We start from the raw sequence: 14,390 nt of genomic DNA, 5'->3' as shown, positions 1-14,390 counted from the left end.
CCCTCTGACTTGATTAATTGACAAAGTAATGAATTTGTCCGGTCATTTGATGTGATGTTTAGTGTTTTTTTACCTTTTCCTTTAATTCCCCATTTACTTTTAATTAACATTGTGTGACAGTAAATTTTCCATTTGAAATTCAATTTTATATCCGGGGCTAACGAGGTATGAATGAAACGAAGGGAATTTTTGCTGTCATCTTCATCACTTGCGGTCCTGTCAGGCTTTAGTCTGGCTTACCCTCTACGAAGCCAAGCAGCATCTTATACACCAAGCAGTTCTCCAATTGTAAACCCAGGACAGAATGTATTTACATATTCGTCTCCTGGTAACCCGGAACGATTAATACGAGAGTATTTGCCTATCGGTCATGGACGAATGGGGGCTTTAATTCAGGGTGGTACCGGTAGCGATGATATTGTTCTTTCTGAAGCCTCGATCTGGACAGGTAACAGAAATGATAACTCTGTTCCTGACGGCTTTAGTTTCGAACGAGAAAATATGGGCTCATTTACTCGCCTAGGTGGAATGAAAGTTCATATTAACAACCACGAATCGGTGACAAATTATAAGCGACAAATTGACTTTGAAAATAGTATTTGTAAAGTAAGCTACGATTTCAATGGTGCTAATTTTTCCAGAGAGTACATTGCCAGCCATCCTGACAATATAATTGCCATCCACTATAAAGTTCCGGCAGGAGAACAACTCTCTGGCGAGATAGAACTTAGCGGAACCCATGGAGAAACAACCGAAGCCAAGATCTATAACAGCGGAAGTGTAAATAGATTTCTAGTTTACACTGGCACTTTTTCAAATGGCTTAACATATGGTGCAGCATTAACAATTGTTGGTGGCGGCAGCGTGAGTGTTGCATCAAGCGGTAAACGCTTACAGTTTACAGCATCTGAAGATTTTACCGTCTTGGTCGATTCGGGTAGCAACTACACCGGAGAAGAATCTACTAATTATATCAACCCAAACTTAAACATCGAATCCATGTTGATGGCCCATATAGCCTCGGTTTCGACAACAAATTATCAAACGTTACTTTGGAGGCATGTATACGATTATCGTCAGCAGTTCTCAACTTTCAGCGCATATTTGGGGCAGTCTTCTTCATCACAACGTAATACTGATATCGTTGAAAGGACAGCAAACGTATTTGATGGAGAATTTGATCCCGAATTGGAAACTGCTTACGTTCAATTTATGCGCTATCTGTCAATTTCGGGAAGTCGTCAAGATAGTCTTCTGCCCATGAACCTGCAGGGCATATGGTGTGAAACCAACACCCCTCCCTGGCATGGTGACTATCACACCAACATCAACATACAAATGAACTATTGGGGGCAACATAGAACAGGAATTGCTTCTCACGGATGGCCTTTGCTCAAATGGATGAAGAGCCAAGTAAACAGTTGGACAAATCTAACTAGAGATCATTTCAACCACGAAAGCAACAGTTACCGAAATCGAAGTGGTTCAGTAGCCGGATGGACTATCGCAACTTCTGCTAACATCTCAGGCGGGATGGGTTGGCGCTGGGACCCACCAGGAAATGCATGGCTGTGCAACAACTTATGGCAATTTTACCTATTCAGTCAAGATAATGATTTCTTGACCGAGAGCTTCCCGCTAATGGAGGGAGCCGTAGAGTTTTGGTTACACCGTTTTGTTAAACGAACTATTAATGATCCAAGTACAAAGATGCGACGAGACGTATTTTTGTGCGATATGGATTGGTCGCCAGAGCATGGCTCAATGACCGAGGGAGCCAGTTATGCTCAGGAGTGTGTTTGGGATTTATTTTCTTCCTATGAGCAAGCATGCAAAATTCTATTTGACCAAACAGGCGATCTGGAATTTTCGAGGAAACTTGCTGATATTGCAGTAGTTCGTAGCCAGTTATATCTACCTCAGACCAACAGTACCAATGAGCATTTTGAAGAGTGGGTAGACTCTACAAACACCGGTGGTCAGCACCGACATTTATCGCATTTAATTGGTGTGTTCCCAGGATATCGAATTCTGAATGAGAATGCCCACCCTGAGATTCTTAGCGGTGTAAAAAATTCTCTCGATACCAGAGGATACAACAGTTTCGGATGGGCCAACGTTTGGAGAGGATTGTGTTGGTCACGGTTAAAAAACCCCACCATTTCTTATCAGATGTGGCGAACCAATATATCACGAGGTTTATTTGAAAACTTTTTAGGGAATTATAATGGAGGTTCAAATAACCTAGTATTCCAAATCGATGCAAACTTAGGCTCGATTGCCGCATTTACTGAAATGTTGGCATTTTCCAAGCACGGTACTATTGAACTATTCCCCGCTTTACCTCCCGCATGGACACAAGGCTTGGTCAAAGGTCTGGGATGCGTCGGTGGATATACTTTGGATTTGGAATGGGGTAATGGCTTACTCATTAGCGCAGTTATTCGAGGGAATCCTAATTCTTCGGTAAGTGTGGTTTGTGGTTCTAACAGCCGTTATATTACGTTGGATGGTAATGGATACGCATCAATATCTGAACCATGGCAGGTAGGGTCCGCAAGAACACGGGAAAGTGATTTCCCTGTTTCAGGCCATTATTTTGAGTTTAGAGCTGCTCACGACGAGACTCGGTTTATGGCAGCTGACGCGGTGAAAGGCGCTGAAGTTGTTACATCCTCTACCCCCGTCAAATGGAAACTTATCCAGCACTCAAGAGATACGTTTTATATTGCCCATCCAGACGATTCAAGCCTTTGTATTAACGTACATGGTGGTAGCTATTCAACTGGTGCTGAAATCCGACTATGGGATATATCTGATGTTGCCGAAAATGCGCTTTGGCGTCTGACATCAGAGCATGATGGACGTCTTGTAATAACTAATGTTCGAAGCCAATTGTCGATCAGTGTTCCGTCTTCAGATGGATTAGTCGCTACCCAACACGATGCGATTTCTGAAAATGAACGATGGATTCTTCAAAGCAACGCGTACATGCACAGCGAGGCAACGCCGATTTTGGAAAACCAGAGTTATCGTTTAAGAAACGTTGAGTCAGGTGCGCTGATTAAGGCAAACATTGATACTCATAACCCTGAGTTCACATACAGCCATACAGATCAGTCATCAACATTTTTCTTCAAGCGAGTGCCCGATACACAAAATGATTACCATGTATTTGCCAGTAATAATGACGATGTGTTAGGTACAACGGGTAACCAATCCTATTCCAATAACGGTGCGGTCATTACCTGGACAGTTAGCAACACGGGTGAAAATGGGCAATGGGTGCCTGCAGACAATCATGATGGCACGTGGACGTTTTTCAATCGCAGATCAGGATTGCCGTTAGCCGACAACGAAGGGTTATTAAGTCAGCTGAACGAATCTGAATTGCTTTCCACTAAGTGGAGCATAGAGGCCATTACAGAAAAACCTGAGCAAGGAATTACATACAACGTAACTAATGGTAAAACGGCAGGCCCTCTGTCCAGTGACAGTTCGTATAGTGCCGGGAGTAACATTTTTGCTTCAGACCACATATCAGGTGCAATTTCCACCATCCACTTTGTTCAAGTGTCAGGCACAGAGTATTTTGAAATTGTTTTCGGAAATACTGGTCAGGCGCTTAACATTACCGGCGCTGAATCGAATTCCACCGGGGGCAGTGCCGTGTTATGGCATGAAGCTGGAGATGCGGCTTCGGACAACCAACTTTGGAAAATTGTAGAAAATGGCGATGGTACTGTTAGGTTTGAATCAAAACGCAGTGGTTATGTACTTACTGCCAGAAATTCCACAGACAGTAATGGAACGCCTCAGTGCGAACAAAATATTTGGGCTGGTGTTGCCGAACAAAAATGGTTTATAACTCAAGCCTAATTTGTTCTTCCATCTTGTTGGATGGATGATAAAAGCCAGAAGATAAAAAGGGGCAGAGTAAATTCTGCCCCTTTTTGTATCGGTGACGGATGGCTTCTATTTATATTCATCAAGCTTGCTGAGTGCTTCGGCTGTCACGTCTTTGATAGAAATAAAGATATGGCCAATCTCCCCGCGGGTGTTAGCCATCGGGTTGAGCGTAATGTTCTGGTACATGTGCTTGGCACGGTCGGTAATTGGCCTTACGTTACGGCAATGGAAAAGATAGGGCCGTTGCTGCCAAACAACGAAACTTCTGCAACCAAGTTCAAAAACTGGCCTTGCCTTTGCGCGAAACCAGTCTTGAGGGACATCAGAAAACACATCGAAAAGTGACTTTCCCATCACATGCTTTGCCGGCAACCCGCTGTGATGGACCATAAAGCCATTCCACATTTGGATTTTATAATCACGGTCAATGACGATAAGGCCCATATCAATGTTTTGGACCATCTCAACCATCCAGTGAAACTGGTCAAAATCTGAAGCGTTAGCCATGGTTCAGTCCTCATCCATCAAATAAGCCAGCTTGTTGTCCAACAGCGGCAACGACTCGTCTACCAGTAACAACAGCAGGTCACACTTAATATTTGTGCCTTCGATACCATAACTCACTTCAATAGTAACCGTTTTCTTCCAATTCCCCTTCATCGTCTCAACAAGGCTGTTTACATCAACATGCTGGCCTAACAGCGTCGGGGATGTCTGAGCGAACTTTACGCCTGCCTGCTCACCCAATCCCATAAGAAATGCGCTGGTCAAAACGTTGCTGACATCCATCAGCAGTTCCAGCTCGTTGTCTTCAGCTCCGGTATCAGGATAGTTAAGTACTTTCAGCAAATCAGAAATGTTTGAATCACTGAGAAGCATGAGTGCCTCACCACCAATCCCTTCCCCACTGAAACCCTGGCATACACCCGACATTGAATCACTGTTCGACGCCAAGTGCCGGATGGTCATAATCAACTCACCGGTTTCAAACACATTTACCTGTGGCAGTGGCAACTCAACAAAGACATCGAAAAACCGCGCCAGAGAATCTGCAGCCCGACCCATAGCAACATTCACCACTTCCATATAAATATCTCGGCGGCGAATACGGACATCATCGACTGCAACAGGTTTTTTCTCTGCAACCTTCCCTGAGGATTGTGAAGGCGACACATACTCTTTTAACAAGTCGCTGAGGACATCCTTTGCGACAGGCTTTTTAATAAAGTGCTTCGCACCTAATGCAAGGACTCTTTCCTGAGCTTTTGGCTGGATGTCGCCGGAAACAACAAAAACAGGGACTGAGAGGTCAAATGAACGCATTTGTTCAAGCGTACCGTAACCGTCAAGCTCCGGCATTGTCAGATCCAGGAACATTAAATCAAAACGGCTGGATTTTAATTTTTCTATTGCTATCAAGCCATTTTCGGCAAACTCGATATCAGCGTCTAACCATTCCGGCAGCGAGCGTGCCATCTGCTTACGAGCTAATGCGGAGTCATCAGTAATCAGAATCCTGGTAGTCAAACCTTACCCCTTACCGGTCAAAAAATTGCAACCCGCTCTTATCAATGTAACACATATACCAGATATGCCACGCATTGATTAGACGGCAAGTGTCTTTATTTTCTATTTATTATTTGAATGGATTTTACTTGGTCGTTACTTGTTCTCATCCAATTCAGCTTTACTGCTCTCACCATCTATTTGTGTTTGAACAGACATTAACCGCTCGGTCAGCCCCTTGTAGACGAGTAGCTGCTTTTTATACGTTTTTTCCGATGCATGGAAGCTGTCGCAATCTTCTTCGGAAACCCAATCCCAGCTCGTACCAGATTTGTATTTGTCGCATGCCGCCTTGAAACGATCGGTATCAGCTTTTGACTTTGCCAGCTCACCATTCAATTCTGTCATTTGCTGCAGAAGCCCATAGCGTTCTGCGTAAAGCCGATTCAGGCGTTCCAACGTCCTGTTTACATTACCAAGCTCATTTTTAAGTACTTCGATGCGCCCCTGGGTACCCTGCTGCAATTGCCCTGAATTTGATAGATTTACGCTAAGGGCTGCCACCTGCTCCCTGATCGACGCAATTTCCTTGTCCCTTTGTAAAAGGCGCTCTTCCAATTTTCTAATAGTAGACTCAGAACGAGCTACCTGTTGAGAAAGAAGCGTCTCCCTGGATTGGGAGATTTGCTCTTGTTTTTGTTGGTGGGAGGCATGGGCTTCACGCTCAACAGAAAGCTTCGCTCCTCCAATGACAAACACCAAGACCGCCCCGGAAACCAGGCCTGCAGAAAACCATACAGCACGAACTTTCATTGGGTTACCAAAACTAATACTTTTTTTTTAATTCTATCAGTAAACTCTGTGTTGAATGTCATTGAATTTCAAAGTTAATGTGAAAGCAGACCATAGTTCAGAGAGGAAGCAAGTAAAAAACGGGCAAATTGCCCGTTCAACAACTCAAACACACCATCTTCTTTAAAGGAAAAACCCTCTAAATTCGGGAAAGCGATATATCACTTTTGGGTACACAGCAGCACGCCAGCACAAGCCCATCCTCCTTTTCACCAGGGAAAAGCGCGGGCATATCGGGCTGGTCAACTTCTCCGCTGTTAAGCTTCATTTTGCATGCTCCACACATTCCGGCGCGACAAGAATAGCTCAGCGGGTACCCTGCCTCTTCTGCCTGTAGAAGAAGTGGCCTTTGGTTATCACCGGGGAAAAACTCCCCATCAATATCAATGCTCAGGCGAGATGCATCCACCCCAGGATCACTTGCAGCGATCCCGAATGACTCCTGACGCCAGGACGATTCGGGTAACCCCATTGCCAATAACATAGATTTAGCGGCCGTCATAAAGCCTTCTGGACCGCAGCAAAAAACCTCCCTGCCAGCGATAGCTGAAACAGATGCGAGATGTTTTTCACTCAGGCGACCAGAAAGCCCCTTCCATCCGTTTGCAGGTTTTGTTAATGCAATCAATACGTTTAAGCCAGGGTGAGCAGAGGCAAGTGAGGCAAGCTCGGACTCAAATGGGATATCTTCTTCACTCCTGCAAAGATGAAGGAACGTGGTATCAGAGAGTTGGTTGGCGTCAGCAAGAAACCGCAACATCGACATTGCTGGGGTGACTCCGCTTCCAGCGGTTAGGAACAAGCGTGGCCTGTCTTCACTTTCGACATAAAACTCCCCTTCGGGTGCCAGGGCTTTGATCTCATCCCCAGGCTGAAGGTTGTCCTGTAACCAGTTTGAAACTAATCCATCTTCGACTCGCTTGACCGATATCGCCAGTCCCTCTTGCGAAGGGGAAGAAGAAAGCGTGTAGCGGCGGGACACACGTTTGCCGTCAATTTCAAGTTCCAAGGGCAGGTGCTGCCCAGCCTTATGGCTTAATTTTCCTTCATGCGCATCAAACCAGAATGTTTTGAAATTTCGCGCAACTTCCTCTGTCTTTACACACTTCAGCGTAAATTTGGGGGCTGTATTATCTTCATAGACTTCAGCATCCCGAAAAGCCAGTACCTCAATTTCTGCGCCGGCTTCAATAATACCTTCGTTTCGGGGAATTAGATTCATACCAAAATTTACAACGCCACCTTCCCCTTGCCTGAATTGGCTGAGAGTATTCAGTGGCTCACCATCAGGCCGAAAAAGTCCGGTCTCTGGATCAAGGGTTGTAAATACGCATCTGGCACATGGATTGACAATGTCGAATTCTACAGCGCCAACACGAATGCGCTTCCACGTATCTTCTGCAAACGCTTCGGTTCCTGTAGCAACAAGGTTTGTCCTGAACTGTTCCATCCGGTGTTTCACCGGTGAGCGGTCATTTAACGCCTGTAACGATGCTTCACTGATAACCAGTAGCGGGTACTGATCAGCGAAACTGACGTCGGTATTAGCCTTGGTACCAAACCGAGGCGTGTTGTCACCAGCGTACAAAAGTTGCACTTGCTCTCCCAGCAGATGGGAAAGCCAGCTGTTGGCCATTTCACTGGTCGAAAGCGCTTCGAATTCATCAGCCCACACATTCGTCGCCACCGAAGAGCTGCTGAATTGCTGGTATTTCAAGACGACAGAAGACATCTGGGAGTGTGTCAACACCACGCCCCCCGGAATAAGGGATGCATGGACATCGACCAGTTTTGGGTGTGTACGTCCGGTAATCATTCTGCCCGTTTTATCTGCGACGAGGAACCGACGGTCAAAGCTCAGTCCACTTTTCTCTACCCATGCAGAAGAAAGGGACAATCCCCCGGTAGATTTAATTGGATAGATATTTATTTGCTTGAGTCTGACGCTGCTCACAACTGCTCCTTGTTTTCTTGAGTTATTACATTACTTTAACACACGAACTATTAAAGACGCAGCATCAACTATTTCCATCAAGGGTAACCAGTTTTTCCAACCGGATCGGATCACTGACAAGTTCCCGGTGTTTGAGATATAGGTGATGAAGGCATACGAGACAAAGGCTAATGCATGATTGGGTCAATTCAGCAATTTCCTCTTTGTCATACCAGACATCCCCTGTAAATACAGCCTCCCATGCCTGCTCAATCCGGTCTACAAGCTCTAATACACCTGTTGTTTCTCCCGCAAGCAGTTTAGTGACAGCGTCACGTATTCTTTCCGGGTGACTTCCTGCTGCAAAGATATTTCGGAAAGCGATCATTGCATCCAGGAGACCGTCTGTCGCCGAAGGGAATTGCGCGGCTGATACCAGACGGGAAAAGGCCAACCGTATACCGGTCGAGTCGGTGTCTTCCAGTAAAAGGCTCCACTGTTCAATATCATCAAGATGGCTCTTTTCAATCACAACGGGATGATCAGTCTCCGCAACGGTATCTACCAGTCGGTGTCCCCCTTCAAGTGAGAATGGATCTATCGTCCAAACCCATTCGGGCGCCGTAAATGAGCTCTTGTTATTGAGGTAACACAGCGCAAGGCACATGGAAATGTTGTATTCCGTAGAGAGCCTCTCCTCCTCTGCGACCAGTACTTCATCTGGCCACTCATCGTCATCCACCAGTTCCCCAACATTGATGGCATATGACATACCGGATTCAAGTATAAAACCACTGCTCTTGCGCCTAGCCATTGCTTTGGGTGTTTGAAGAACGTATTCAGCAATAGCCGGGCTATAGCGTCGCCACACACCCCATTTGGTTGCCAGTTCATCAAGGTTTCCGAGACTCGCGTTCCTGAACCCGACAAATAGCGGTATTTGTGCAACTTCTCCGTCAGCCAGGCCACGGGCTGTATCCAACATTTCTTTTACGGTTGATACAAATATTCGTTGGGAAATCGGTCCCCGCGCACGCATCAAGTCATAACTGTTTAGCAGTAGTGCCGCCGGCAGTGATGCCAGGGAAATAACCGACTTATGTCCCCGACTGTCAGAATACCGGCCCAACGTTTCAAACGGGTCGTTGCTGATTTCTTCAAACAGGCGCTCGAAAGACGCATCCCCCAAAAACGCGTGGCAGAGTTGCTTATATTCCGGTGTCTGGGCAATAGTTGCGCTGAGATGCCCCGACATTCGGTAGAACATATGCCTTTTGGTTGCGGTTTTTACCAGAAACAGGGGGTAGAGTTCAGCGGCTAACAGACATACACGGTATGCCAATACATCTTCACTGTAGGGAACAATAAACTTGCCGTTGTGCTGGTAATGCCACACGTTAAAGATGTGGGTTTCAGACTGGCGCGCCCTGGGAAGGCGTTGAAAAAAAGACCGCTCGGTATCCCCCTGCGAGAGTGCGTCATCTCGCAGATGACGGCATAGCTCCAGGTAAGATGCGAACGTAACGCGTTGCTGGTTGCTCAGGCGATAATCAAGCGTAAGTACGCGCCGCGCTTCGGTTTCTGATATGTTAAGGACGTAACCGACAATTCGGTGTCCCATAGCTTTAACAAAAGCCGGTACTGGCTCTCGTGACATCATGCGTTTTCCTTTTCTCAAAACTGCTGGAGAAAAACACCTCTCTGAAAATTGTTGATGTCAGAAAGGCAATGCATCAGGTCTAGTTAAATATAGCGTCAAAATGCACCAGAATGATTTTGCTACCCGACAACTCTCCCCTGCACTGGGCATATTTATTTATCGACAGGTTACCGATATGTTTTAACCTGAAACAAAAAACCGCATGGATTGCAAAAATGAGACTGAGACAAATTGAAATATTTTATGCAGTTATGAGTGCAGGTACGCTTTCCGGTGCTGCAAGGCTACTCCATGTCTCCCAACCGAACATCACCCGTGTACTTGCCCACACTGAACAACAATTGGGCTTCCCCCTGTTTGAGCGCCACAAAGGAAGGCTTTTCCCGACTCCCGAAGCGAAACGCCTTCTCCCCGAAGCTGAAGCGGTATACCGCCAAATCAGCCAACTTAACGCTGTCACGGTACAACTGGAAAAAGGACAGCAACATATCCGTATTGGTGCAGCCCCTATTCTCGCAAGTAAACTGGTTGCGCCGGTAATCGCTCAATACCGCGCAAACAGGGAATTGACTTACGATCTTGTGACAGACAACCGGGATGGCCTTATCCAACAACTCCGGGAAAACAGAATAGATCTGGGGGTGGTGTTTGGTGACAGTGAGCCGCACGGCACTATATCTTCAACGCTGTTAACCAGGCAATTTGTACTTGTCACACCGAAAGGCCAGATAAAACCACCTTTTTCACTGACAGAAATACTTAGAGACCGTCGTTGTCCATTGGTCAAACTCGACACCAGGGATCCGCTTGGCCAGTACTTGCAAACACGCCTTCCCGATTGGGGCGAAATTTACAGCGAGATTTCAGTTCAGTCATATATGGCCGCAGCTGAGTTGGCTGTGGCTGGCGCCGGGATTGCCATAATAGACCCCTGGACTGCTTCATACTACGCAGCACTGCTGGATATCTACCCTTTGGGTGACGGTTTTACTTTTCCGGTATCAATCGTCAGGGCTGCACATATACCTTTGAGCCAACCAGCACGCATGCTCATGTCTGCATTGGAGGGGGATCTCCAGCCAAACATATAAACCATGGTTATACCCCTCAAACAACCAAGTATTTCCAACGCGATTCCTATCTTGTGCATACTGAGTAAAAGTTAAATGACAAAGGACTGCTTACATGGAAATTACTGGCCCCTATTTACTGTTCCTTGGCGATGTCACCGATCCCCTTGCAGTGAAAACTGCCAGGGGCGTATTGCAGTGGCGCCCTGAGAAATGCGTCGCCCAATACAGAATGACCCCGTCGACCGTTTCCCTGGGGATTCCTGACATGACCTTTGAGCAGGCTAAAGAAGCGGGTGCAAACACGCTGGTTCTGGGGACTGCAAATGCCGGTGGCTTCATTCCAGACGCCTGGGTGTCGGTAATTGTTGAAGCTATCTCTGTCGGGTTTAATGTGGTCTCAGGGATGCACAAAGCACTGTCCGCCGTTGAAGCTATCGCACACGCCGCCGCAATTTACGGTGTTGATCTTATAGATATCCGGCATTTTAAAGGGGAACTGGCTGTAGGCAGTGGCAAAAAGCGCACTGGAAAGCGCCTGTTAACCGTAGGGACAGACTGCTCTGTAGGAAAAATGTATACCGCGCTGAGTATCCATGAAGGCTTGTCTAAAGCCGGGGTTGATACGCAGTTTTGCGCAACCGGACAGACGGGTATTCTTATCGAGGGCACCGGAATAGCGGTAGATGCCGTGGTTGCAGATTTTATTTCCGGCGCGACGGAGCAACTGTCCCCGGCCTGCGATCCCAATACCTGGCAAATTATTGAGGGTCAGGGCTCTGTACTGAATCCGGCCTATGCCGGAGTCTCAGTCGGGTTGCTTCACGGTGCGCAGCCGGACGCCCTGGTTTTGTGCCATGAGGTCAACCGGCCCCATACCCGGCACATGCCACACATCGCACTACCCGATATTGATGAAATAATGGCAACACTGCTCAAGCTTGTTCACCCTGTCAATCCTAACGCCAAATTTATCGCGTTCAGCCTCAACACATCAGCGTTGGAAGAAGATGAAGCCCTTAAGTACTGCCAGGAACTGGAATCGCATTACGGTATTCCCGCCACTGACCCGTTACGTTTTACCTACGCCCCCTTGGTGGACGCTGTGCTCTCATATCAGCATGGGGAACAAAAATGAAAATAACAGCCTACCGGGAGAAGTTCGACCTTAAACGTCCTTTCATTATTGCCAGGGGAAAGCGGACCCACGCAGAAGTCATCCGTGTAGAGTTAGAGGAAGACGGGGTCAATTTTGAAGGGGAATGCAGCCCCACTCTCAGATATGGAGAGACCGTAGAAAGTGTAATGGAGCAGATAGGATCCTTGAAGGGCCGATTTGCATCAGGTCCTGTTACCCGTGAAGCATTGGTGGAATTGCTTCCCCCTGGTGCTGCCCGAAATGCATTGGATGCGGCGCTGTGGAAATACGACATATGCTGTCAAAAGGTGAAACCCTTCTCTTTACCCGGTTCTTTGGAAACCGCGATGACTGTCTCCATTGGGACACCAGAAGAGATGGCAATGGAGGCAGAACAGTATGTCCGCGACGGCGCTTCTCTGCTTAAAATAAAGCTCAACAATGACGCTGTGACTGAAAGGCTCAAAGCCGTTCGTAATGTTGCACCGGATTGCCGCATTATCGTAGACGCAAATGAAGCCTGGCAGGAACAAGACCTGATACAAAACCTTAACGCTGCTTTCACCCATGGTATTGCGATGGTAGAGCAACCGCTTCCAGCCGGGAACGATGACTTCCTCCTTAATTTAAAAAGCCCGATACCTCTTTGTGCAGATGAAAGCTTTCATACCCGCAGGGATTTACCCGGGTTAAAAAGCAAATATCAGATGGTTAATATTAAACTGGATAAAACCGGAGGTTTAACCGAAGCCCTGAAGTGTGCTGATGAAGCCCAAAAGGCAGGTTTGGATTACATGGTTGGCTGTATGTTGGGAACATCCCTCGCAATGACGGACGCTTTACCGGTTGCCATTGAGGCTAAGTTTATCGATCTCGACGGGGCGTATTTGCTCGCTGAAGACCGGCCAACTCCACTTCAATACATTAATGGCAGAATACAAATTCCACGACCGGCATGAAACATCTAACGTAATTTTAACATTCACCTTGACCAAACAGTGCCCTCCACCTATTCTAGCGTACAGTTGTACGCTAGAAATGGACACGACATGGAAAACCAAAACAATATTGATAATCCTCCGATTATCTGGCTCAACGTAGCCGTTTTTGCCCTCACCTTTCTTATCGCCGTAATAGGAACACCGTTGTGGGCGATATATCATGGGTTTGATTGGATTCAGCTTCTCATGCTAATCGCCGCATTCAGTTTTTGCGGCCTTTCCATCACTGCGGGCTACCACCGATTATGGGCTCATAAAACCTACCAGGCACATCCCGCAATACGGTTTGTTTATGCGCTTGGCGGTGCATTCGCACTGCAAAACAGTGCTCTTCATTGGTCATCAGATCACCGAATACACCACAAACATGTAGACGACAACGATGTCGATCCCTATTCAGCGAAGCGCGGCTTCTGGTTTTCACATATTGGCTGGATGTTGCGCCACTATCACGCTGAGCGTTATTCCGACTACACCAACTGCAGGGATCTTCAAAAAGACGCCATAGTGATGTGGCAGCATAAGTATTATCTCGCACTGGTACTGCTAACCAATTTTGGTATTCCCATCATGTTTGGCCTGATTCATGGTGATTTTTGGGGTTCAATCATCCTGATTGGCTTTACCCGACTGGTACTTAGCCATCACACCACCTTTTTTATCAACTCTCTCGCCCATATCTGGGGGAGCCAACCATACACGGACAGAAATACTGCAAGGGATAATGGGGTTTTAGCGTTTTTCACCTTTGGAGAGGGATACCATAACTTCCACCATATTTTTGAAAACGATTACCGCAACGGCATTCACTGGTGGCAATTTGACCCGACAAAATGGATGATTAAATCGTTTTCCTGGATGAATCTAGCAAGCGGACTCCGTACCACCCCAGAAGATAAAATTGAAAAGGCTCTGGCTAAAATGGAACTGCAACGTTTGCAGTCATACTTAAGCAGGAAACCCGACTGCAGCTACCGGCTTGAAATACTCCAGCAGGAATACGATGCTCTGCTGACAAAACTAACCGATTACTACAGCGTCAAAAAACGCATTATTGAACTGCGAAAACGTAAATTGCTCAAAAAAGTTGAAAATGCGGAACTGGTCCAGCAGTACAAAGATTTAAAGCTTCGTTTTAACCAACAGAAGCGCAGTTGGCAGGTATTGGCCGCCAGTTACGCGTCGTAACCTACCGGTCGAAATTCAGTTGCCGGCTCTGGTTCCAAACCAATTGATGTCAGAGCCGGCTATATTTTTTCGGGAATACCGCACCCAGCCAATCAGTCCCCATTCCGTAAGACATATAACTTTCAAAGACACA

General features: G+C 46.7%; 10 protein-coding genes. 5 read left to right on the top strand and 5 right to left on the bottom strand.

Features of this window, described 5'->3' with window-relative positions; translation table 11 throughout:
- Nucleotides 1-171: 171 nt before the first annotated feature.
- Complete coding sequence (locus NF212_RS23835) at nt 172-3,879, top strand: glycosyl hydrolase family 95 catalytic domain-containing protein (protein ID WP_434361424.1); 3,708 nt, start codon at nt 172-174, stop codon at nt 3,877-3,879.
- A 96-nt stretch (nt 3,880-3,975) separates the two neighbouring features.
- On the opposite strand, the gene NF212_RS23830 is transcribed toward NF212_RS23835, so the two are convergent.
- From NF212_RS23830 to NF212_RS23810, 5 genes are all read right to left on the bottom strand, one after another.
- The gene (locus NF212_RS23830) at nt 3,976-4,416 is read right to left on the bottom strand and encodes a PAS domain-containing protein (RefSeq protein ID WP_434361422.1); all 441 of its coding nucleotides are present in this window, start codon (nt 4,414-4,416) and stop codon (nt 3,976-3,978) included.
- Nucleotides 4,417-4,419: 3 nt separating this feature from the next.
- A complete protein-coding gene (locus NF212_RS23825; protein WP_434361421.1) occupies nt 4,420-5,436 on the bottom strand; it encodes a response regulator in 1,017 nt (338 codons plus the stop codon).
- Nucleotides 5,437-5,571: 135 nt separating this feature from the next.
- The gene (locus tag NF212_RS23820; protein WP_434361420.1) at nt 5,572-6,228 is read right to left on the bottom strand and encodes a hypothetical protein; all 657 of its coding nucleotides are present in this window, start codon (nt 6,226-6,228) and stop codon (nt 5,572-5,574) included.
- A gap of 178 nt (nt 6,229-6,406) precedes the next feature.
- Nucleotides 6,407-8,221, bottom strand: coding sequence for an MOSC N-terminal beta barrel domain-containing protein (locus NF212_RS23815; protein WP_434361419.1), 1,815 nt, complete (start codon nt 8,219-8,221; stop codon nt 6,407-6,409).
- Nucleotides 8,222-8,285: 64 nt separating this feature from the next.
- Nucleotides 8,286-9,860, bottom strand: a complete 1,575-nt coding sequence (locus NF212_RS23810) for a hypothetical protein (protein WP_434361418.1) — start codon at nt 9,858-9,860, stop codon at nt 8,286-8,288.
- A 215-nt stretch (nt 9,861-10,075) separates the two neighbouring features.
- On the opposite strand from NF212_RS23810, the gene NF212_RS23805 reads away from it, so the two are divergent.
- The 4 genes from NF212_RS23805 to NF212_RS23790 all read left to right on the top strand — a co-directional run bounded on the left by NF212_RS23805 (nt 10,076) and on the right by NF212_RS23790 (nt 14,257).
- Nucleotides 10,076-10,951 carry a LysR family transcriptional regulator gene (locus tag NF212_RS23805; RefSeq protein WP_434361417.1) on the top strand — a complete coding sequence of 292 codons (876 nt, stop codon included), beginning with the start codon at nt 10,076-10,078 and terminating at the stop codon, nt 10,949-10,951.
- Between the two features lie 94 nt (nt 10,952-11,045).
- Complete coding sequence (locus NF212_RS23800; RefSeq protein ID WP_434361416.1) at nt 11,046-12,068, top strand: DUF1611 domain-containing protein; 1,023 nt, start codon at nt 11,046-11,048, stop codon at nt 12,066-12,068.
- On the top strand, nt 12,065-13,027 hold the full coding sequence (ycjG, locus tag NF212_RS23795) for an L-Ala-D/L-Glu epimerase (RefSeq protein WP_434361415.1): 963 nt from the start codon (nt 12,065-12,067) through the stop codon (nt 13,025-13,027). The genes NF212_RS23800 and ycjG overlap by 4 nt, the downstream gene beginning before the upstream one ends.
- 90 nt (nt 13,028-13,117) lie before the next feature.
- Nucleotides 13,118-14,257 (top strand): acyl-CoA desaturase, encoded by a 1,140-nt coding sequence (locus tag NF212_RS23790; protein WP_434361414.1) that lies wholly within the window; start codon nt 13,118-13,120, stop codon nt 14,255-14,257.
- Nucleotides 14,258-14,390: the final 133 nt, after the last annotated feature.

It is taken from the genome of Parasalinivibrio latis, from assembly GCF_036825535.1.
Classification (GTDB): Bacteria; Pseudomonadota; Gammaproteobacteria; order Enterobacterales; family Vibrionaceae; genus Parasalinivibrio; species Parasalinivibrio latis.
The sequence above is the reverse complement of the archived record's forward strand: the minus strand, read 5'-3'. Positions and strand labels throughout refer to the sequence as shown.

Excerpts from the sequence above, each read along its gene's own strand:
- NF212_RS23830 (WP_434361422.1), bottom strand. The coding sequence starts at position 4,416 with ATGGCTAACGCTTCAGATTTTGACCAGTTTCACTGGATGGTTGAGATG.
- NF212_RS23820 (WP_434361420.1), bottom strand. The coding sequence starts at position 6,228 with ATGAAAGTTCGTGCTGTATGGTTTTCTGCAGGCCTGGTTTCCGGGGCG.
- NF212_RS23835 (WP_434361424.1), top strand. The coding sequence starts at position 172 with ATGAAACGAAGGGAATTTTTGCTGTCATCTTCATCACTTGCGGTCCTG.
- NF212_RS23790 (WP_434361414.1), top strand. The coding sequence starts at position 13,118 with ATGGAAAACCAAAACAATATTGATAATCCTCCGATTATCTGGCTCAAC.
- ycjG (WP_434361415.1), top strand. The coding sequence starts at position 12,065 with ATGAAAATAACAGCCTACCGGGAGAAGTTCGACCTTAAACGTCCTTTC.
- NF212_RS23810 (WP_434361418.1), bottom strand. The coding sequence starts at position 9,860 with ATGATGTCACGAGAGCCAGTACCGGCTTTTGTTAAAGCTATGGGACAC.
- NF212_RS23805 (WP_434361417.1), top strand. The coding sequence starts at position 10,076 with ATGAGACTGAGACAAATTGAAATATTTTATGCAGTTATGAGTGCAGGT.
- NF212_RS23800 (WP_434361416.1), top strand. The coding sequence starts at position 11,046 with ATGGAAATTACTGGCCCCTATTTACTGTTCCTTGGCGATGTCACCGAT.